The 19819-nt window shown below is 37.2% G+C and carries 17 protein-coding genes, 1 tRNA gene and 2 pseudogenes; 10 read left to right on the top strand and 10 right to left on the bottom strand.

The window, feature by feature from the left end; all coding sequences use genetic code 11:
- The first annotated feature begins 99 nt into the window (after window positions 1-99).
- Window positions 100-1116 carry a UDP-N-acetylmuramate dehydrogenase gene (gene murB, locus IPP64_03665; protein MBL0328521.1) on the top strand — a complete coding sequence of 339 codons (1017 nt, stop codon included), beginning with the start codon at window positions 100-102 and terminating at the stop codon, window positions 1114-1116.
- Here the strand turns inward: murB and IPP64_03660 are convergent, their stop codons facing one another.
- The 5 genes from IPP64_03660 to IPP64_03640 form a co-directional block, all read right to left on the bottom strand.
- On the bottom strand, window positions 1117-1632 hold the full coding sequence (locus tag IPP64_03660; GenBank protein ID MBL0328520.1) for a DinB family protein: 516 nt from the start codon (window positions 1630-1632) through the stop codon (window positions 1117-1119). It lies immediately after the preceding gene.
- A gap of 9 nt (window positions 1633-1641) precedes the next feature.
- On the bottom strand, window positions 1642-3366 hold the full coding sequence (locus tag IPP64_03655) for a M3 family oligoendopeptidase (GenBank protein MBL0328519.1): 1725 nt from the start codon (window positions 3364-3366) through the stop codon (window positions 1642-1644).
- 91 nt (window positions 3367-3457) lie between these two features.
- Window positions 3458-3994 carry a DUF5606 domain-containing protein gene (locus IPP64_03650; GenBank protein MBL0328518.1) on the bottom strand — a complete coding sequence of 179 codons (537 nt, stop codon included), beginning with the start codon at window positions 3992-3994 and terminating at the stop codon, window positions 3458-3460.
- A gap of 48 nt (window positions 3995-4042) precedes the next feature.
- Window positions 4043-6910: a S8 family serine peptidase gene (locus tag IPP64_03645; protein MBL0328517.1), complete on the bottom strand. Its 2868-nt coding sequence runs from the start codon at window positions 6908-6910 to the stop codon at window positions 4043-4045.
- A gap of 74 nt (window positions 6911-6984) precedes the next feature.
- On the bottom strand, window positions 6985-7425 hold the full coding sequence (locus IPP64_03640; protein MBL0328516.1) for a type I restriction enzyme HsdR N-terminal domain-containing protein: 441 nt from the start codon (window positions 7423-7425) through the stop codon (window positions 6985-6987).
- 119 nt (window positions 7426-7544) lie between these two features.
- Here IPP64_03640 and IPP64_03635 point away from each other — a divergent pair, with 119 nt between their 5' ends.
- From IPP64_03635 to IPP64_03600, 8 genes and pseudogenes are all read left to right on the top strand, one after another.
- A complete protein-coding gene (locus IPP64_03635) occupies window positions 7545-8318 on the top strand; it encodes an AMP nucleosidase (GenBank protein ID MBL0328515.1) in 774 nt (257 codons plus the stop codon).
- A gap of 67 nt (window positions 8319-8385) precedes the next feature.
- On the top strand, window positions 8386-9417 hold the full coding sequence (gene holA / locus IPP64_03630) for a DNA polymerase III subunit delta (protein ID MBL0328514.1): 1032 nt from the start codon (window positions 8386-8388) through the stop codon (window positions 9415-9417).
- Between the two features lie 41 nt (window positions 9418-9458).
- Entirely contained in the window at window positions 9459-9869 is a 411-nt protein-coding gene (locus IPP64_03625) for an EVE domain-containing protein (GenBank protein MBL0328513.1), read from the top strand.
- Between the two features lie 68 nt (window positions 9870-9937).
- The gene (gene purB / locus IPP64_03620; protein ID MBL0328512.1) at window positions 9938-11284 is read left to right on the top strand and encodes an adenylosuccinate lyase; all 1347 of its coding nucleotides are present in this window, start codon (window positions 9938-9940) and stop codon (window positions 11282-11284) included.
- Between the two features lie 53 nt (window positions 11285-11337).
- Window positions 11338-12204: pseudogene (locus IPP64_03615) on the top strand (glycosyltransferase family 2 protein).
- A 420-nt stretch (window positions 12205-12624) separates the two neighbouring features.
- Window positions 12625-12684, top strand: a pseudogene (locus tag IPP64_03610) (hypothetical protein).
- 6 nt (window positions 12685-12690) lie between these two features.
- The gene (locus tag IPP64_03605) at window positions 12691-13434 is read left to right on the top strand and encodes a TonB family protein (protein MBL0328511.1); all 744 of its coding nucleotides are present in this window, start codon (window positions 12691-12693) and stop codon (window positions 13432-13434) included.
- Window positions 13431-14867, top strand: a complete 1437-nt coding sequence (locus IPP64_03600) for a hypothetical protein (protein ID MBL0328510.1) — start codon at window positions 13431-13433, stop codon at window positions 14865-14867. The genes IPP64_03605 and IPP64_03600 overlap by 4 nt, the downstream gene beginning before the upstream one ends.
- Here the strand turns inward: IPP64_03600 and radC are convergent.
- The 5 genes from radC to IPP64_03575 all read right to left on the bottom strand — a co-directional run bounded on the left by radC (window position 14864) and on the right by IPP64_03575 (window position 18363).
- On the bottom strand, window positions 14864-15556 hold the full coding sequence (gene radC / locus IPP64_03595) for a DNA repair protein RadC (GenBank protein MBL0328509.1): 693 nt from the start codon (window positions 15554-15556) through the stop codon (window positions 14864-14866). The two genes, IPP64_03600 and radC, sit on opposite strands and share 4 nt — an antisense overlap.
- A 143-nt stretch (window positions 15557-15699) precedes the next feature.
- The gene (locus IPP64_03590; GenBank protein ID MBL0328508.1) at window positions 15700-15957 is read right to left on the bottom strand and encodes a 30S ribosomal protein S20; all 258 of its coding nucleotides are present in this window, start codon (window positions 15955-15957) and stop codon (window positions 15700-15702) included.
- A gap of 84 nt (window positions 15958-16041) precedes the next feature.
- Window positions 16042-16113: transfer RNA gene (locus tag IPP64_03585), tRNA-Glu, on the bottom strand.
- 73 nt (window positions 16114-16186) lie between these two features.
- The gene (locus IPP64_03580) at window positions 16187-16879 is read right to left on the bottom strand and encodes a hypothetical protein (GenBank protein ID MBL0328507.1); all 693 of its coding nucleotides are present in this window, start codon (window positions 16877-16879) and stop codon (window positions 16187-16189) included.
- An 11-nt stretch (window positions 16880-16890) separates the two neighbouring features.
- The gene (locus IPP64_03575; GenBank protein ID MBL0328506.1) at window positions 16891-18363 is read right to left on the bottom strand and encodes a proline--tRNA ligase; all 1473 of its coding nucleotides are present in this window, start codon (window positions 18361-18363) and stop codon (window positions 16891-16893) included.
- 140 nt (window positions 18364-18503) lie between these two features.
- Here IPP64_03575 and IPP64_03570 point away from each other — a divergent pair, with 140 nt between their 5' ends.
- On the top strand, window positions 18504-19802 hold the full coding sequence (locus IPP64_03570) for a hypothetical protein (GenBank protein ID MBL0328505.1): 1299 nt from the start codon (window positions 18504-18506) through the stop codon (window positions 19800-19802).
- Window positions 19803-19819 lie beyond the last annotated feature (17 nt).

Below are 19819 nucleotides of genomic sequence, written 5' to 3'. Positions count from 1 at the left end.
ATGGAAAAAGTTGATTGAGTGACTCCAGTGGTAACTAGGTGACCAGGTGACTAAGTAACTAGGTGGTAATTCCAAAGGAAAATATTATTAAATTTGGCTATGAAAATCCTGGAATACCATTCCTTAAAAAACCTCAACACATTCGGTATTGATGCCTCTGCAAAATACTTTGCCGAATTTTCAAGCATACAGGACATCGAAGAGCTTTTATCCAACCCTAAATTTTTAAATACTAAAAAATTAATTCTCGGAGGAGGAAGCAACTTGCTGTTCACCAAAAATTTTGACGGAATTGTTTTAAAAAATAACCTCAAAGGAATTGAGTTGGTAAAAGAGGATACTGATTTTTATTATGTAAAATCTGCTGCCGGTGAGGTATGGCATGAATTTGTAATGTATTGCATCCAACACAATTATGCAGGATTAGAAAACTTATCTTTAATTCCGGGAAATGTAGGTGCTAGTCCGATGCAAAACATTGGTGCTTACGGAGTAGAAATCAAAGATGTGTTTTATGAATTAGAGGCATTTCACATTGCGGATAAAAAAATGCGCACCTTCTCAAAAGCGGAATGCAAATTCGGTTACCGTGAAAGTGTTTTTAAACGTGAATTAAAAAATCAATACATCATCACCTCCGTTACGTTTAAGCTTTTCAAAACACCACAATTCAACACGAGTTATGGAGCCATTGAAACAGAGCTGAAAGCAATGGGCATCATCGAAAAAAGCATCCGAGCAATCAGCAAAGCCGTTTGCAACATCCGAAACAGCAAATTGCCTAATCCTGCAGAAATTGGCAATGCAGGAAGTTTCTTTAAAAATCCGGAAGTGGTTCGTGGGAAATACGAATTTCTTAAAATAAAATATCCAACCATTGTTGGATACGAATTAGAAAACGGAAATGTAAAATTGGCTGCAGGATGGCTGATTGAACAAGCCGGCTGGAAAGGTAAAACAATCGGAGAAGCCGGTGTTCACAAATTACAAGCACTGGTACTCGTAAATTATGGAAATGCAAAAGGGAACGAGATCTTCGATTTATCCACCAAAGTATTAGAATCAGTAAAAGAAAAATTTGGAGTAGAATTGGAACGTGAAGTAAATATTATCTAATTACTCGTTCAAATATTTTTCTTTAATCACATTCATATGATGGGTGGCATGCCCGGCAATCATAAACAACATTGCACGCACTGTAACCTCCAAACCATTGGCAACGCCTACTTGGCTTAATGCTTCCTCGTTCCAGGTTTTAAATAAAGCCAAATTCGCTTCACGAACAATTGCAAATTCATGCCCTAAACTATACAATGTTTGATTATTAAAATTAGCATTCGCTACAAAATGATTTTCATCGTAACCCGGCAAAGGGGTTTTATCTTTTCGAGCAAAACGCATGGCACGATACCCCAACACTCTTTCCGTATCAATGATGTGGCCAATAATTTCTTTGATAGTCCATTTTCCAGGAGCATAGAGATACTCCTCTTTCTCCTCCGGAATCTCTGAAATAATCGCTTGAATATCGATTACCTGATCGCGCAGCTCCTTAATAATATTATCTGTTTTAACATTATCAACATAATGTTTATAGAATGAAGGGTACTCGTTGGGAAGAGGACGTTTCATGTTTCTAAATTAAAGTTTATCTAATTCGGATTTAACAAAATCTGCTAATTCTTTTACATAGGCTTGTGAAAAATTAAATTCAATCCCTGCTGTTTTATAAATTTCAGGAATTGATTTTGTATATCCTAAACGCAATGCTGCTTCGTATTCATTTAACGCTTTTTCAGGATTCTTTTTATAGTTGCGCCACACAGCAATTGCTCCTAATTGTGCCATTCCGTATTCGATGTAATAAAATGGAACTTCATAAATATGCAATTGACTTTGCCACCCTCTCGCTCTTACATCATCCAATCCTGTATAATCAATTTCTTTGCTTGCAAACTGATTGATTACTTTTCTCCAATTCTCCATGCGCTCCTGCACCGAATGTGTTGGATTTTCGTAAATCCAATGTTGAAATTTATCCACTGCAGCAATCCATAATAATGTTTTTAAGGATTTATCCAGCTGTTCTTTTTTAGCACGTTTTAAATCATCTGCATTTTTGAAAAACACGTCCCAATGTTCCATGGAAATTAATTCCATCGACATAGAAGCTAATTCTGCAACTTCGGAAGGTGTACTTTTAAAATCGGTGATGGGTAAATCTCTGGTAACAAAAGAATGAATGGCATGTCCGCCTTCATGCACCATCGTGACTAAATCACGGTGTGTTCCTACCGAATTCATAAAAATAAACGGAACACCAATTTCATATAATGGATAGTTATAGCCACCGGGAGCTTTCCCAATTCGGGAATCCAAATCCAAATAGCCCATTGTTTTCATTATTTGGAGATAATCACCAAAGTCAGAACGCACTTTATCAAAACACTCAATGGATTTATCTGTCAACTCAGCGGCACTCGCAAAGGGTTTTAAAGCGGGTTTCCCTTCCACATCCACATCCGTATCCCAAGGTTTCAAAACATCCAACTGCATTATTTTTTTTCGTTCTTTATCCGATGCTTCTGCCAAAGGAAGAATTTCTTTTGCAATGGATTCATGAAAGTTAAAACAATCTTGTACGGAATAATCAAAACGGCCTAGCTCATCAAATTTATAATCGCGGTAATTTTTGAATCCCGCATTGATGGCCACCTGATGACGCAACTGAATGAGTTCCGTAAACAAATCGTTAAGGGTATTTGTATCAACAGCTCTTCTTTTCTGAATTTTCTGATACACCTCTTCACGAATTTTTCGATTCACATCTTTCATCAAACTGGAAGCCATCTGTAAAGTAATTTCTTTCCCTTCCCACTCAATCGTCATGGCAGCAGTGATCGCTCCATACTTTTGCGATTCAATTCCTATTTTTGTTTGAAGCGGAATATTTTCCTCCCGATACAATTCCAATGCTTTTTTTACACCACGAAGATAGATGCGGTATTTTTCCTGATCCAGCTCCTTTAAATAGGGAGATGCAATCAACTTAATATTCAATTCGTTGCTGTAGGGCGCAATGTGAGGATCAATTTCAGAAACAAAGAAGTTATAGGAATCTGTCAATGCTTGATTTGCAGTATCACATGTCATTTTAATATAACGCCATGCAAAATCTTCGCTCAAAGCAGCTTCTAGTTCACTGCGGTCAAACAGCCATTTCTCCAGCTCGCTTACTGAAGAAATTTTTCGTTCTTTCAAATCGATAAAAAATGATTCAATTCTTTTCCAAGAATCAATTGTCAAATCTTGAGGAAGGAAGTGACGAATAGGTTTTGTAGGAATAGCAACCTGTTTAGTCTTCATTCAAAAAATATTGATTTTAAACTTCTATCTAAAAAAGAGGATGGTAAATAAGAAGCTAAAAAATTAGAATTAATAAAAGAAAATCCGGTGCTTATGCAACTCCGGATTTTCTAACGCCTTGTACTTTTACTTTTGAGCTGGCTGTTTTCACTGTTTTAGGACCAGTATCCTTTACTGTTTTAACAGCCCCTTTTGCATCCGCAACAGGTGCTTTTACTTTTGCCTTTTCAGCATCAGTTTCTGCCTTCTTTTCAAGCAAACCATCTTTCTGAAGTGCATTGTACCAATTCAACACTTTTTTGATATCCGAAACGTATACTCTTTCTTCATCGTATTCAGCAAACGCAGCTTTGAAATATTTTTTCAATTCCGCATCAGCCGATTTATGATCAATACACGCTCCACCTTTTTCTTTGTCGTAAATTTTTTGAAATACGTCTTTCAAAGGCACATCATCACCTGTTGAGTAAATACTAACATCTTCTAACGCACTGATTTTATGTGTAGAGAATGCTTGCACTCTTTTTTTGTCGATTAATGATTCAACAATTAATCCGTTTTTTGTTTGAGCGATAACTTTAAAAAGTCCGCTCATTCCTGCAATTGAAATAATTCCACTTAAATCCATAGTTCTTTTTTAATTGAGCCTCAAAGGTAAAAAAATATTGTTTGTGATTTACTTCGTTACCATCAATTTTTGTACATACTTTTTATTTCCAACAGTCAACTGATAGTAATACAAGCCATTACTCAACGTAGACGTTTCGTAAACAAAACGGTGTTTCCCTGCTGCATACTGCTCAGAAGTGATTACACCGATTTCTTTACCCAATACATTGAATACACGTAAATCAATTTTAGCTGATTCTGTAAGTGTTAAATCCACAAATGATTCTCCGCTAGTAGGGTTTGGGAAAACGCTAAATGCATTGTCACCATCCATTGTTACAGACGTAACATCTGTAGTAACACCTAATCCATCGTACATTACTTGCGCATTTCCGGCACTTACAATTAAGTCTGCTAAGTCATCACCTGCCAAGATAGCAAATGCCACTTTTACGGAATCACCGGAAGCAATGGCATACGGACCGGTACTTACCACATCACATACATCGGCACCTAGTCCGGCAACACCGGCAGTAGCACGATTGGTTGTCATGGTAATGTATTTTTCATTTCCACTGTATCCATTGGTCAAATCTTGTCCACCAGCACCACCAGCAACGTTATCGATTGCATAATGAAGAACAGGAGCAGAAGTCGTTAACAATTTGATTCCGGCATATTTCCCTGCAGCACCACTGTACCAAACATATCCCATTTTAGTTGCAGCATCAAATGCAGCACGGTTTTCACCAAATGTAGCCGCATCAATATCCCAATCGGCAAAAATTCCGGCATATAAACTCGATAAGCTGGAAGCTCCAGTATTTGCAATCGTGTATTCTACAATCACATATTTTCTGTTACCCGGTGTGCTCCAAGCAAATGCTTTATGATGAACATCAATAGGTAATGGCAAAGTAGCCAAGTTATCTCTAAATTTTCCATCCACATCAAACTCTGAATAAACAGAAGGAATTACTTGATGCGCAGATACCAATGAGCTAAAATCAGCTGAAGGAGTTGAAAATGCTCTAACACAATCAGAAACACGACCGGTATCTCTACCAATCATTAATCCTGCCTCATAAAGCATAGCCGTTCCCAAATAATTAAACCCTAATCCACCGGTTTGTCCGTTTTGTGAGTAACCAATACGACCATTACTTCCAATAGACGTGAACACATCATTAATAGTGATATTTACATAATCTACATTTACAGTGATGTAAAAGAATTCAGCAGCTGAATAAGAGGTTGCAGGATCACTATACGTGATTTTAAATAAAATAGATGAATTTAACGGAGCTGTTGGTAAAATCTTCACTGTATATGGATCCGCATTGTTATTTCCAACACCCAACGTTCCAATTGCACCTAAGGTTGTTGTTCCATCAATCACCGTTACGAAAGGAGATGTTGAAGAAAGTGTTGCTGTTAAATTCACTGTTGGCGCAAGGTAATTCGTATAGTTTCCTGAAATACGCATTGTATCATTTGCTACAAAGGTATTGTCGTTGTTATCTACAATGTTACGACTTGTCATTACAACAGAAGGTGTATTTGTAGCAGTCAAGGCCTTAAATAAATTTACACGTCCGTTTCCAAGTTTGTTTGCATAAACCGGACTGTGTAAAGGATAAATATTATCGCAAGTTACTTTCAAACGTTCACCAACTTGTAAAGCAGTATAGGTTGGGAAATACGATTTAATAATTGCAGCAACACCGGAAGCAAATGGCGAAGCCATAGATGTTCCGGTTAAAGAAGAATATGAATTTGTTGGATAAGTAGAGTTAATTCCTGTTCCCGGAGCACATACATCCGCAGTATAGTTGTAGCTAGAACCGGTATTTCTTCTATCATCTGTTTTTGTGTTTACAACGCTGATAACGTAAGTATAACCTGCAGGATAAGAGATTTCATCCACTCCACCATTTCCGGCAGCCGCAATTACCAATGCATCCTTATTAATCGTTGCGTAGGTTACAGCATCTTGTCCGAATGTTCCACCACCGGCTCCTCCCCAAGAGCAGTTGATAATATCACATCCATGGTCAGCAGCATATACAATCCCTTGATAACTTTGTGTTAATGTTCCTGCAGAGTTTGCAATTTTTACAGGTAAATATTTACATTTAAAACCCACACCTGCAACACCAATCGCATTGTCTGTTTTTGCACAAGCAATCCCAGAAACGTGAACACCATGCGAGTCGCCTGTCCATGTAGGATTATTATCATTGTCTCCCAAATCCCATCCACGGTAATTGTCTAAATAACCATCTCCATCACCATCACCACTGCCGGGAAGGTCACCTTGATTAATTTTAATTTGATTTTTTAAATCATCGTGTGTCAATTCAGTACCTGTATCTGTAATACCAACCACAACGTTTGTATCACCACGAGCGGTGGTTGTATTTACCCCCCAACCAGCTTCTACCTGAACATTCGTCATTCCCCATTGTGTTGAAAACAATGGATCATTTGGAGTGTAACTTACTTTTGGAATATAATATGGTTCCACATATTCAAATATACCTGCTAATGCTATTTTATTAATCGCCTTTTCTAACGTTACATATGATGTATAAGAAAATTGATAGATCAATGTTAAGTCAGCATATTTTTGCCCTTGTTGATTATACTCTCTTTCAGGCGCTTTTACAAACGGGAAAATTTTCTTAAAGTCCATTCCGCCTAATTCTGCAAACAATTTAGTAAAGGTAGGATCTTCAATTTTCCCGGCAGAACAAATAGAACGGTATTCAGGTTTTACCTTTATAATGATTGTTTTTTCAAGGTAATCACCGGGCTTTAGATTTTCAGCCATTCTAAATTGAGGCACAGCTTTGTAACCACCAATTTTTGTTTGTGCAATCATCGTTGAAACGCACATTGCGCTTGCAAAGATAACGAGAGAGATTTTTTTCACTTGTAGCATTGTAGGGGAATTAAATTGTTAATTTACTGCAATATAGGGAAGATTTTGAAAAAAACAAATCCTGGTTAAAAAACCGGAATTTCTTCCAAAAACCGGTAGTTATTCTTTTCATAATCCATTTTACAACAGAAATGATCCATCCCATTCGTAACCACCAAATAGGTTACCTTAAACGACATATTGTACCGTGCTACCTGGTCAAAAACATCCTGTGATATCTTTACCTCAGGGGCTTTGCATTCAACTAATAAAAACGGACTTCCTTGTTTATCGTAAACCAAAATATCGGCTCGTTTTTGAAGTTCATTGTATTTCAAACCGGCCTCTACTGCAATTAAAGATGCTGCATATTTTTTCTCGGTGATTAAATACTGCAAAAAATTCTGACGCACCCATTCTTCAGGTGTCAATACCACATACCTCTTCCTGAAAGCATCAAAAATCTTGATTTTTCCATCCGCTTCCTTTAGTTTAAATTGATATTTAGGCAAATTGAGCTCCTGCATCACGTTCACGAAGTAAGCATATTTTAGCTGTAGTTGATCGATTATATTTATAAAAATTTCTTAACAAAAGTCTATTCACAAGCCATAATTTGTAATTTCGCTCAAACCTATTAAAGCGGATGAAAAACAAAGAAGAGATTGTTCAAAATTGGTTACCCCGTTATACCGGAACTCCATTAAACGAATTTGGCAAATATATTCTCCTAACCAACTTTGGGAAGTATGTTAGAAAATTTGCCGAATGGAATAACGTTCCAGTAAAAGGTGAAGATATGCCAATGCCAAATGCAACAGCAAATGGAATTACAATTATCAATTTTGGAATGGGAAGTGCAAATGCCGCCACAATTATGGATTTACTTAGCGCCATCGAACCCAAAGCCGTTTTATTTTTGGGCAAATGCGGTGGATTAAAAAAGAAAAACGAATTGGGCGATTTGATTTTACCAATTGCAGCCATCCGTGGTGAAGGAACCTCTGACGATTATTTTCCACCGGAAGTACCGGCTTTACCAGCCTTCAGCCTTCAAAAAGCAATTTCAACAACCATTCGAAACCACAACAAAGATTATTGGACAGGTACTGTTTATACCACCAACAGGAGAGTTTGGGAACACGATGAAGAATTCAAAGAATATCTTCGTTCTATCCGTGCCATGGGAATTGATATGGAAACAGCCACCATTTTTTCAACCGGTTTTCACAACGAAATACCAACTGGCGCATTGCTTTTAGTAAGCGACCAACCCATGATTTCAGAAGGTGTAAAAACGACTGAAAGTGATAAAGTAGTTACACAAAATTTTGTGGATGAACATTTAAAAATTGGTATCGACTCGCTAAACGAGCTTATCAATAATGGTTTAACAGTAAAACATTTACGATTCGAATAGATTCGGATAGCGAAAACAACGAAATTACGAATCGACAGAAAAACTTAAAAATAAAAGTAAAAGACAATTGGAATACAACGAAATTATATCTGAATTAAAGAAGAAAACCTATCGCCCCATTTATTTCTTAATGGGAGAAGAGCCGTATTTCATTGATATGATTTCAGATTATATTGAGAACAATGTATTGGATGAATCTGAAAAAGAATTTAACCAATCAGTCCTCTACGGCCGTGATGTTACCACCGCTGAAATTATCGGTGCCGCAAAACGATTTCCGATGATGAGCGAACACCAAGTGGTTATCATCAAAGAAGCACAAGACATTAAAGATTTAGTAAAAAAAGAAAAGGAAGATAAAAAAGATAAAGTTAAAACACCCTTCGAAGCATACCTAGAAAATCCGCTTCCATCAACCATTTTGGTGTTTTGTTACAAATACAAAACCATTGATAAACGAACAGCATTGGCAAAATTAATTCAGAAAAATGCCGCATTGTTCGAATCAAAAAAATTATACGACAATCAAGTTGCCGATTGGATTAGTAATTATTTAAAATCGAAAGATTACACCATTAACCAACGTGCAGCTGCTTTGCTCAACGAATACTTAGGCACCAGCCTAAGCAAAGTTACTAACGAGCTCGACAAGCTCATTATTAACTTGCCTCCGAAATCGGAAATTACACAAGAACACATCCAGGCAAATATTGGTATCAGCAAAGATTACAATGTGTTTGAATTACAAACTGCCATTGCGAAAAAAGAAGTAGTGAAGGCCAATCGGATCATCAATTACTTTAATGCAAACCCAAAGGAAAACCCAATGGTAATGACCGTTGCGTCCCTCTATGGTTATTTTTGTAAAGTATTAATTTATCATTTTTTAGCCGACAAAAAAACTGCCGCTGCAGCTATGGGAGTAAATCCATTTTTTGTAAAGGATTATGAAATGGCTGCAAAAAATTATTCGGCAGGAAAATTAAAATCCATTTTCAGCTATCTACGCGAATACGATTTAAAATCAAAAGGCATCGACAGAGGCTCTGCCACTGAAGGAGAATTGCTGAAAGAATTGATTTTTAAAATCATGCACTAAACGGTTACAATTAACCAAAATAAGATTAGTACTTTATCAACATGCAACACTGGCTCGTAAAATCAGAACCCTTCAAATACAGTTGGGAACAATTTCTAAAAGATAAAAAAGCGGTTTGGGATGGTGTAAGAAATTATGCCGCTCGAAACAATATGCGTGCAATGAAAAAGGGAGATCTTGTTTTCTTTTATCATAGTAACGAAGGATTAAACATTGTTGGAATCGCCAAAGTAGTAAAAGAAGCGTATCAAGACCCAACCACGGATGATACTGCTTGGAGTGTAGTAGAAATCGCTCCATTCAAAACCTTAAAACGGCCTCTTTCACTTGCCGAAATAAAAGCAGATGCGCAATTAAAAGACATCCAGTTGGTTCGCTTGAGTCGATTATCTGTTGCTGCCATAAAGGTGGAAGAATTTGACAGAATCCTGGCTTTATCGGAAACGAAATAACTCCTCCTTTTTCATTCAAACCCTTATTTTTCTTATCTTCGCTACTCTTTTTTAAATACGAATTACCAATGAGCGAATTAAACAAACTTACTGCTATATCTCCCGTAGATGGTCGCTACAGAAATACGACCGAAAAGCTTGCGGATTATTTTTCGGAAGCCGCACTTATTAAATATCGAGTGTTGGTTGAAATTGAATATTTTATCGCACTGTGTGAATTGCCATTGCCTCAACTAAAAGGATTCGATAAAAATTTATATCCGGCATTAAGAAAAATATATTCTGAATTAACAGAAGCGGATGCGCAACAAATTAAAGACATCGAAAAAATTACCAATCACGATGTAAAAGCGGTTGAATATTTTATCAAAGAAAAATTCGATGCATTAAAAATTAACGAGCAAAAAGAATTCATCCATTTCGGATTAACCTCTCAAGACATTAACAACACCGCTATTCCTTATTCTATAAAAGTTGCGATGAACGAATGTTTGTTGCCTGTTTTAGAAGAAGTAGTTTCGAAACTTTCCGCTTATGCTGAAGAGTGGAAAAGCGTTTCGATGCTAGCCCGCACACATGGACAACCTGCCTCTCCTACAAGATTAGGAAAAGAAATCATGGTATTTGTGGTTCGTTTGCAAAACCAAATTGCCATGTTAAAAGCAGTTCCTTACGGAGCAAAATTTGGTGGAGCTACCGGAAATTTAAATGCACATCACGTAGCATACCCACAAATTGACTGGCTAACATTTGCCAACGATTTTGTAAACAAAAATTTAGGTTTGTCGCGTTCATACCCAACAACACAAATCGAACACTACGATAATTTTGCTGCCTATTGTGATGCTTTAAAACGCATCAACAACATCATCATTGATTTGGATCGTGATATCTGGACGTATATTTCCATGGATTACTTCAAACAAAAAATTAAAGCCGGAGAAATTGGTTCTTCTGCAATGCCTCATAAAGTAAACCCAATCGACTTTGAAAACTCGGAAGGAAATTTAGGAATTGCAAATGCTATTTTTGAACACCTGTCGGCTAAACTTCCTATTTCTCGTTTGCAGCGCGACTTAACAGACTCTACTGTATTGCGCAATGTGGGCGTTCCTTTAGCACATAGCTTAATCGCTTATAAATCTTTAATCAAAGGATTGGATAAATTAATTTTAAACCAAGAAGCCTTTGAAAAAGATTTAGAAAATAATTGGGCTGTAGTTGCTGAAGCCATTCAAACGATTTTACGAAGAGAAGGATATCCAAAACCTTACGAAGCGCTAAAAGAATTAACACGCACCAATACGCATATTACAAAAGAGAGTATTTCTGCTTTTATTGATACCCTAAATGTAAACGATGCTATCAAAACAGAATTGAAAAAAATATCCCCGAGTAATTTTACAGGAATATAATTTTTTTAGCTTTTAAAAGTAAAGGCTCAAAGAAAGGATGATTTTAAGTAGCTATGAAAGTAAGCGGATTCACAATTGTACGCAATGCCATCAAATACGACTACCCCATCGTTGAAGCCATTACGTCCATCCTTCCCATCTGTGATGAAGTGATTGTTGCTGTTGGAAAATCCGAAGACGACACATTGAAACTGATTCAATCCATCGATTCACCCAAAATAAAAATCATTGAAACCATTTGGAACGAAAGTCTTCGTCAAGGTGGAAAAGTACTTGCCGATGAAACCAACAAAGCCTTTGCTGCTGTTGCAAAAGACAGCGATTGGGCCTTTTATATTCAAGGGGATGAAGTAATCCATGAACAGTATTTGCCGGTCATTAAAAAGGCAATGGAGGACTTTAAAAACGACAAACAAGTGGAAGGATTGCTCTTCAACTATACTCACTTTTATGGCTCTTATGATTATATCGGAGATTCCAGACGCTGGTACCGAAGAGAAATACGTATCATCAAAAATGATAAATCTATTTCTTCTTATTTAGATGCACAAGGATTCAGAAAAAACGGACAAAAATTAAATGTAAAACACATTGATGCATTTGTTTACCACTACGGATGGGTAAAACCACCGGAAGCACAGCAAGCAAAACAACAAACATTTAATAAACTCTGGCATGACGATGAATGGATGAAAAAAAACATCCCTGATGTAAATGAGTTTGATTATTCTCAAACAGACTCTGTTGCGCTTTTCAAAGGCACCCACCCCAAAGTGATGCAGAACAGAATTAATCAAATGAACTGGAAGTTTTCTTTCGATCCCACCCAGAAAAAAATTTCCTTAAAAGTTCGATTCCTCATGTTCATCGAAAAAACTACCGGATGGAAAGTTGGTGAATATCGTAACTATAAACTTCTCAACACATTACTTTTATTAGTCACATTGTCGATTCCCCTTTCCGCACAGCCTCCTAAAGAAGGATTTGCCGGAAGTAAAACCAGCTCCAGAATACTGGATAGATATGAAGTACTAAATAAAACCAGTGATATAAAAAACGGACATAGCGAAAAATGGTACAGAGGTATTAAAATAGTGAGTTGTGAATATTTAAATGGAAAGAAAAACGGATTGTGGAAAAGTCAAAGTGTAGATGGCCGTGTTTTTTTTCAAGGAAATTATTCAGATGATAAAAAAAATGGAGCATGGAAATATTATTTGAATCAAAAACGACTTTGTATCATTTATTTTAAAGACGACAAAAAAGACAGTACCTGGCAATCGTTTTATCCAAATGGAAACATACAATGCATAAAAACGTATGCGAATGATGTTTAGAATGGCCCATACAAGTTATACTATGAAAGTGGGAAAATCAAAAATGAAAAAAATTATCGTGATGATGCAGTGGAAGGAAACGACATCTACTATCATCCCAATGGAGCAATTCTTTCCAGTATTGAATACAAAAATGGCTTGCCTTACAATGTTATTAAAATGAACGACTCGTTAGGTAAATCGCAAGATTTCGGCACATTTAAAAATGGAAACGGAAAACTAATCGAATATTCTCCAAAAGGAACCAAACGATTTGAAAAAAATCACAAAGACGGATTAAAAGACGGAATCACCAATCGCTATTTTGAAAACGGAAAATTATTCTCCGAAGAAAATTATACGCAGGGAGAAAAAGACGGAAGTGCTACCTATTATTTAAGCAATGGCACCATTTATTACTCTTACGAATACATGAATGGTACTCGAATAAAAAGTTATACCAATGAGAAAATCGATCCAGCCCAAGCTAAAAAAGACGCTGATGAAATACAATCTTTAAATGAAGATTTCGTACAAGTAAATCCGATTTCATTGGGTGGTGAAGAAGGTTTAAATAGCTTTTTGCAAGCAAATTTTAATCCTCCGGAGGCTTCTAAAACATCCGGACATCAAGGAACAATCTATACAACATTTAATGTAACCATTGACGGGGCAACACAAAATGTCAAAATTTTAAAAGGCCTTTCAGCCGAATTAGATATGGAAGCTTTGTCTGTTATCAAAAAAATGCCTCCTTGGATTCCTGGATTTAGTGATGGATTGCCGATGACCGTTCAATTTAACTTACCTATTCAATATTCTGTATACCGATGAAAAAATCAATCTTTACATTGATCCTTTTGAGTGCTTTATTTTTCTCCTGCTCTTCTGACAGCGGAAAAACCAACAACACCTCAACAACAAAAGATTCCATTCCTGCTAAAGAAAAGTTTGCAACTGGAACATTAATTGAAAAGGTAAATGTTCTAAGCAACAGCAATCAATCGTACGCCCTGTATTTGCCATCCTCCTACACACCCGATAAAGCACTGCCTGTTATATATCTGTTTGATGCACATGGCGCAGGGAAATTACCGCTCTCGATGTACAAAAATTTAGCAGAAAAATACGGATACATCCTCATTGGCTCAAACAATTCCAAAAACGGAACACCCTGGGAAGAGACTCAAATCATTGCCAACAATTTATTTTCTGACTCTCAGGAACGAATGGCAATCAATACCTCACGCATCTATGTAATGGGGTTTTCAGGTGGAGCGCGCGTTGCAAATGCGTTATGTTTAACAAACGGAGGCATTGCAGGTGTAATTTGTTGCGGTGCTGCTGCTCCTGCTATTAATGCACAAGACCCAAGAAGCAATTATACATTTTTAGGCATCTGTGGAAATCAAGATTTCAATTATGTAGAAATGAGACGATACGACATGATTGACTTAGCAGGCCGACCGGTTAAACATGCCTTCATTGAATTTGACGGGAAGCATGAATGGCCAACTGAAGAAGTGATGAAAGATGCTTTTTTATGGACAGAATTTGGTGCGATGCGTAAAGATCCGAAGTTAAAAAATGAACCGTTAATCAAAGAAGAGATTGCTCTTTTTGATAAAAAAATTAAAGCCGCCCAACAAAACAATAAAACGTTTGAAGTATATACACTTGTTCGGAAAACCATTAATTTTTTTGATGGCCTTACTGACTTAAAAACCTTTTTTGAAATTTACAACCCACTCAAAGACAACAAAGAAGTAGACAAGGCGCTAAAAAAGGAAGAGGCTACTTGGAAAAAGGAGGATGAATTAAAAGCATTTTACTCAAGTGCAATACAATCCAAAAACATCGACTGGTGGCGCCAGGAAATAGCATCAATTACTAAAAAAGTAAAATCAGCCAACGCAGAAGATGTTTTAGTGTATAAACGAACCCTCGACTATTTAAGCCTATTAGCATATATGCAAACAACCAATGCAATGCAAAAACAAAACTTCCCGGCTTCCAAAATGTTTGCAACCATTTACCTGATTATTGACCCAGCGAATAGCGAAGCACATTATTTAAATGCAAACATTCTTGCGATAGAAGGAAAAGAAAAGGAAACAATTGAGGCCTTAGACGGTGCGATTAAAAATGGCTTTACAGATGTTGCCAGAGTTGAGAATGATGCACTCTTCGGAAAAATGAAAGAAAACGAAGACTTTAAAGCAATCCTAAAAAAAATGACTGCTGCCGATTCCACAGCAATTAATTAAAGTATACCTTCATCAGCAAAACTATAAAACCCATTTTCGGCAACAATCAAATGGTCGAGCAAAGGAATTTCCATTAATTTTCCGGCTTCCTTTATGTTTTTTGTAATGCGGATATCTGCATCGCTGGGCTTCCTATTTCCGGAAGGATGATTGTGGCAAATGATGATTGAGCATGCATAATTTTCAACTGCAGCTTTAAAAATAATCTTAGTATCCACAACAGTACCCGAAACACCTCCTCGAGAAATGAGTTCTTTCTTAACAACAAGATTTGCTCGATTCAACATCAACAACCAAAATTCTTCATGTGGCAAATCCAACAAAATGGATTTCATGATATCATATACATCTTTACTTGTCGTAATTCGATCACGCTTCGCAACCTCTGCTTCCTTTCTCCTTCGCCCCAATTCCATCGCAGCCATTACACTAATTGCTTTCGCCTCACCAATGCCTTTAAATTTCACCAATTCATGTATGCTTAATTTTCCTAAATCGTTTAAATTATTTCCGACACTGGCTAATATTCTTTTCGAAAGCTCCACGGCTGTTTCATCTTTACTTCCTGAACCAATTAAGATGGCAATCAATTCAGCTTCTGTTAAAACATGTCTCCCTTTTTCAATTAGTTTCTCTCGTGGCCGATCTTCCTCTGCCCAAGATTTTATTCCAAACCTATTTTCCTCCATACAATTTTGAACTTTTTTTTGCACTACTCTTATTTACGCACCTAGAATCCGCATGTCCTTACTCTATTTTTTAACATAAAAAAAAGGCTCCGCAGCATTGCGGAGCCTCAATTAAATGTATTATCGTTAAATAGTGTACGCTATTATTTTTTTAGCGCATTTACTTTTTTAGTCAACTTTGATTTTAAGTTAGCTGCTTTATTCTTGTGAATAACGCTTTTCTTCGCTAATTTATCTACCATAGCAATAACTTTTGGAAGTTTCTCGCTAGCCGATTTTTTACTTTCGTCAGCTCTCAATTCCTTCACTGCATTACGCATTGTTTTCGCTTGGTAACGATTTCTTAATCTTTTAGCATCGTTAGAACGGATTCTTTTGATACTCGACTTGTGATTTGCCATCTTTTCTTTTGTTATTCGTTACAAGTACTCGCTTTGACTTTCCTTACAACAATTTACTATTAACTAATTACTTTACTCTTTTAGTAGCCCGTAGGGGAATCGAACCCCTGTTTCCAGGATGAAAACCTGATGTCCTAACCCCTAGACGAACGGGCCCTTTAATTTTGGGAGTGCAAATGTAAATGAAAAATCCATTTCTGCAAAATATTTCTTAAACTTTCCGCAAAAATCAATCAATTGATTCATTATCTGCCTGAAAACGAAAGCCTAAGCGTTTTCCGGTTTTCATTTGCATGTTCTCACTAACCGACTGCATATCCATTACACTGATCTCTTTTATGGTATCAAATGGCGGTGTAAACAGGTCAAAACTCAAACAATACAGGATTGTTGTCTCCAAAACCGCCTTAATGGCCGCCTCATCAATCACTGCATGTACAAAATCATTGTACAAAAAGCCCAATTGACGCTTGCCTTCCACAAAATAATGGTTCTCTTTATTCACAAACACCCGACCAATCACATAACCTAAGTCATTGACTCTGTTGTACTTAAATGAATCATTCAAGAAATTGTAGATGTTTATCATTCCACAATAGCTTCGGGCATGGTCTTCTTTAATATAAGAGCTTTTCCAAAGTGGATGGTTTTTATCAAACTCAAATACATTTGTATGCATCGAAAAGATCAATAAATCACCCGCCACACGCAATTCAAACTCAAATTCGCCCTTTTCTTTGTATTCGATGACAATACGCTTATCAATCTCCCGTGCCGACTTTGATAATTCAGCAATCGTTTCTTTCGAAACTTTTTTGAACAGCAGAAACGCCTGAAGTGTATTCGCATACACATCTTGCTTCATACTCGACTTCTCTTTCAACGTCTTTAAAATCAAATCTCGGGGCGATTTATTTTCCATCTTTGATACAATTAATACGCACGGGCAAATACCACTCTTCTTGAGGACGGCTTGCCACTGTATATACATTTCCCTTCTTCAGCCTTCGCATCTAAAGGAATACAACGAATTGTTGCTTTTGTTTCTTCTTTAATTTTTTGTTCCGTTTCCGGTGTTCCATCCCAATGCGCCATTACAAATCCTGGGGTTTCATCCAAAATACGTTTAAAATCTTCGTATGTATCTGCCGAATAGGTTTTCGCTTCTTTCATCGCCTTTGCTTTTTGATACAAATTATCCTGTATCTGCGTTAACAAATGCTCAATCTTATTCTCTAAATCGGCTTGCAACAAGGTTTCCTTTTCCATAGTATCTCTTCTGGCCACCTCTACTGTTCCATTCTCCAAATCTCTTCCACCGATTGCAATACGAACGGGAACTCCTTTTAATTCATATTCTGCAAACTTCCAGCCCGGACGCTGTGAATCACGATTATCATATTTCACACTAATACCTTTGGCTTCCATTGCTTTTTTCATCTTCGCAACCACTTCATTGATTTGTGCCAATTGCTCTTCGCCTTTATAAATTGGCACAATCACCACCTGAAAAGGTGCCAATTTTGGAGGCAACACCAATCCTTTATCATCCGAATGTGACATAATCAATGCGCCCATCAAACGGGTAGAAACGCCCCAAGAAGTTGCCCACACATATTCTTGTTTCCCTTCTTTACTTGCAAATTTTACATCAAATGCTTTCGCAAAATTCTGACCTAAAAAATGGGATGTACCTGCTTGTAATGCTTTTCCATCTTGCATCAATGCCTCAATACAATAGGTTTCGATTGCTCCTGCAAAACGCTCATTCGCTGATTTAATTCCTTTGATTACCGGCATCGCCATCCAGTTTTCTGCAAAATCAGCATATACGTGCAACATCTTCTCTGTTTCAATTACTGCCTCTTCAGATGTCGCATGTGCAGTATGTCCTTCTTGCCACAAAAACTCGGTTGTTCTTAAAAACAAACGTGTACGCATTTCCCAACGCACCACATTAGCCCATTGATTCACCAATATCGGTAAGTCGCGGTGAGATTGTATCCAGCCTCTATAGGTATTCCAAATAATCGTTTCTGAAGTAGGACGAACAATTAATTCTTCATCCAACTTAGCGGTTTCATCCACCACCACACTTCCATCGGGTGCTGTTTTCAAACGGTAATGCGTCACAACGGCACATTCCTTGGCAAAACCATCCACATGGCTGGCTTCCTTGCTAAAAAACGATTTAGGTATAAATAGCGGAAAATAAGCGTTTACGTGATCGGTATCCTTAAACATTTTGTCTAAGGCCTGTTGCATTTTTTCCCAAATGGCATATCCGTAAGGCTTAATAACCATGCACCCTTTAACTGCTGAATGTTCCGCTAAATCGGCCTTCACAACCAATTCATTGTACCATTCCGAATAATTTCCTTCACGCGTTGATAACTCCTTGCTCATAATCTTTTTTTTGTGGTATAGTATTTGTAATTTTATATCTGACTTTAGGAACGTAAAAATAGAAAATTAAACCTTTTGTTATTCCTTTTGTCGATTTTAAAAAGATTTAAATCATCCCCATCATATTTAAATACTAAAAAATGAAAACCTATTTAAGCATTCTGGCAATTGTTTTATTAGCGTTTACCGCTTGTAAAACTCCCGATGGTGCGCAATCGAGAGCTTACAATGATGATATTTATTATTCATCAAAAGACAAAGCTGCCGATAAAGAAAAACAAGCTTTGGCAGAAGCCCAACAGCGCGAGGAAGCCAAAAAACAACTCGAAGAAATGGCAGCCGCAGAGAAAAGAAATAATCCTGCTACTTCTGATGATTATTATACCCCGTCCGAAAACGGGAAAACAACCATCAACAATACAACCAATAATTATTACGACAACGAGCCGTTCGATTATGATGATTATTATGATGATGCTTACGCTGTTCGTTTAAGACGTTTCCATGGTAGTTGTGGTAGCTACGGTTACTATGATAATTATTATACCAACTCCTACTGGTATACAGGAAATCCTTATAACTATGGGACAAGTGTTTATATGGGATACAATTTCTGGGGACCGAGCTATTTCACCTATACCTATAATCCGAGTTATTATTGGTACGGAAACCAAGGTTGGGGTTACGACCCATGGTACAATCCTTATGGATATGGATATGATCCTTATGGATACGGTTACGGATATAACCCGTATGGATATGGTTATGGTTATGGCGGATACAATCCTTATGGCGCAGGCTATAACAATGGATACTGGGATGGATATTATGCCGGAATGTACAACAACAACTACTTCAACAGTTTCGATAATAACAGCTATTATTATGGACCAAGAGGTACAACTGGTTCGAATGGCAGAGAAACAGCACAACCGACTCTTGCTTCACGAATGGTAGAAGAATTAGAAACACAAGCAAAGGCGAATCCTGAAAATTGGAAAAAAGACGACTATGGCCGCATTAAACCGGTATACGTAAATACGGATACTTACAAACCTGTCAACAATGGTGCAACCGTTATTCCGGTGGGTCCAGTAAATCCGGCTTATAAACCTGACAATAGCACTAGTAAACCTACATCTACTGAAAATCCGGCTTACAACAAACCGGTGTACAACGAAAAGCCTGCTAATAAAGAACAACCGGTATACAACGAAAAACCGGCATATAAAGAAAAGCCGGTGTACGAAGAAAAACCTCTATACAAGGAAAAGCCAGTTAATATTGAGCGTCAAAAACCGGTTGAACAACCTAAATATGAAAAACCTCGTGAAGAAGCACCTCGATACGAACAACCGAAACCAACTCCTTCGTCTACACCGAGTGGAAGAGGCGGTTCTACTCCTCCACCATCTGGAAGCAAACCTCCAAGAAGATAATTTATTCTGAATTCGTT

The organism is Bacteroidota bacterium (assembly GCA_016722565.1).
In the GTDB taxonomy this organism is placed as follows: Bacteria; Bacteroidota; Bacteroidia; order 2-12-FULL-35-15; family 2-12-FULL-35-15; genus 2-12-FULL-35-15.
This window is presented reverse-complemented; position numbering and strand designations above follow the sequence as displayed.

Coding starts and splice junctions, on each gene's coding strand:
- murB (MBL0328521.1), top strand. CDS start 100: ATGAAAATCCTGGAATACCATTCCTTAAAAAACCTCAACACATTCGGT.
- IPP64_03660 (MBL0328520.1), bottom strand. CDS start 1,632: ATGAAACGTCCTCTTCCCAACGAGTACCCTTCATTCTATAAACATTAT.
- IPP64_03655 (MBL0328519.1), bottom strand. CDS start 3,366: ATGAAGACTAAACAGGTTGCTATTCCTACAAAACCTATTCGTCACTTC.
- IPP64_03650 (MBL0328518.1), bottom strand. CDS start 3,994: ATGGATTTAAGTGGAATTATTTCAATTGCAGGAATGAGCGGACTTTTT.
- IPP64_03640 (MBL0328516.1), bottom strand. CDS start 7,425: ATGCAGGAGCTCAATTTGCCTAAATATCAATTTAAACTAAAGGAAGCG.
- IPP64_03635 (MBL0328515.1), top strand. CDS start 7,545: ATGAAAAACAAAGAAGAGATTGTTCAAAATTGGTTACCCCGTTATACC.
- IPP64_03625 (MBL0328513.1), top strand. CDS start 9,459: ATGCAACACTGGCTCGTAAAATCAGAACCCTTCAAATACAGTTGGGAA.
- purB (MBL0328512.1), top strand. CDS start 9,938: ATGAGCGAATTAAACAAACTTACTGCTATATCTCCCGTAGATGGTCGC.
- IPP64_03600 (MBL0328510.1), top strand. CDS start 13,431: ATGAAAAAATCAATCTTTACATTGATCCTTTTGAGTGCTTTATTTTTC.
- radC (MBL0328509.1), bottom strand. CDS start 15,556: ATGGAGGAAAATAGGTTTGGAATAAAATCTTGGGCAGAGGAAGATCGG.
- IPP64_03590 (MBL0328508.1), bottom strand. CDS start 15,957: ATGGCAAATCACAAGTCGAGTATCAAAAGAATCCGTTCTAACGATGCT.
- IPP64_03580 (MBL0328507.1), bottom strand. CDS start 16,879: ATGGAAAATAAATCGCCCCGAGATTTGATTTTAAAGACGTTGAAAGAG.
- IPP64_03575 (MBL0328506.1), bottom strand. CDS start 18,363: ATGAGCAAGGAGTTATCAACGCGTGAAGGAAATTATTCGGAATGGTAC.
- IPP64_03570 (MBL0328505.1), top strand. CDS start 18,504: ATGAAAACCTATTTAAGCATTCTGGCAATTGTTTTATTAGCGTTTACC.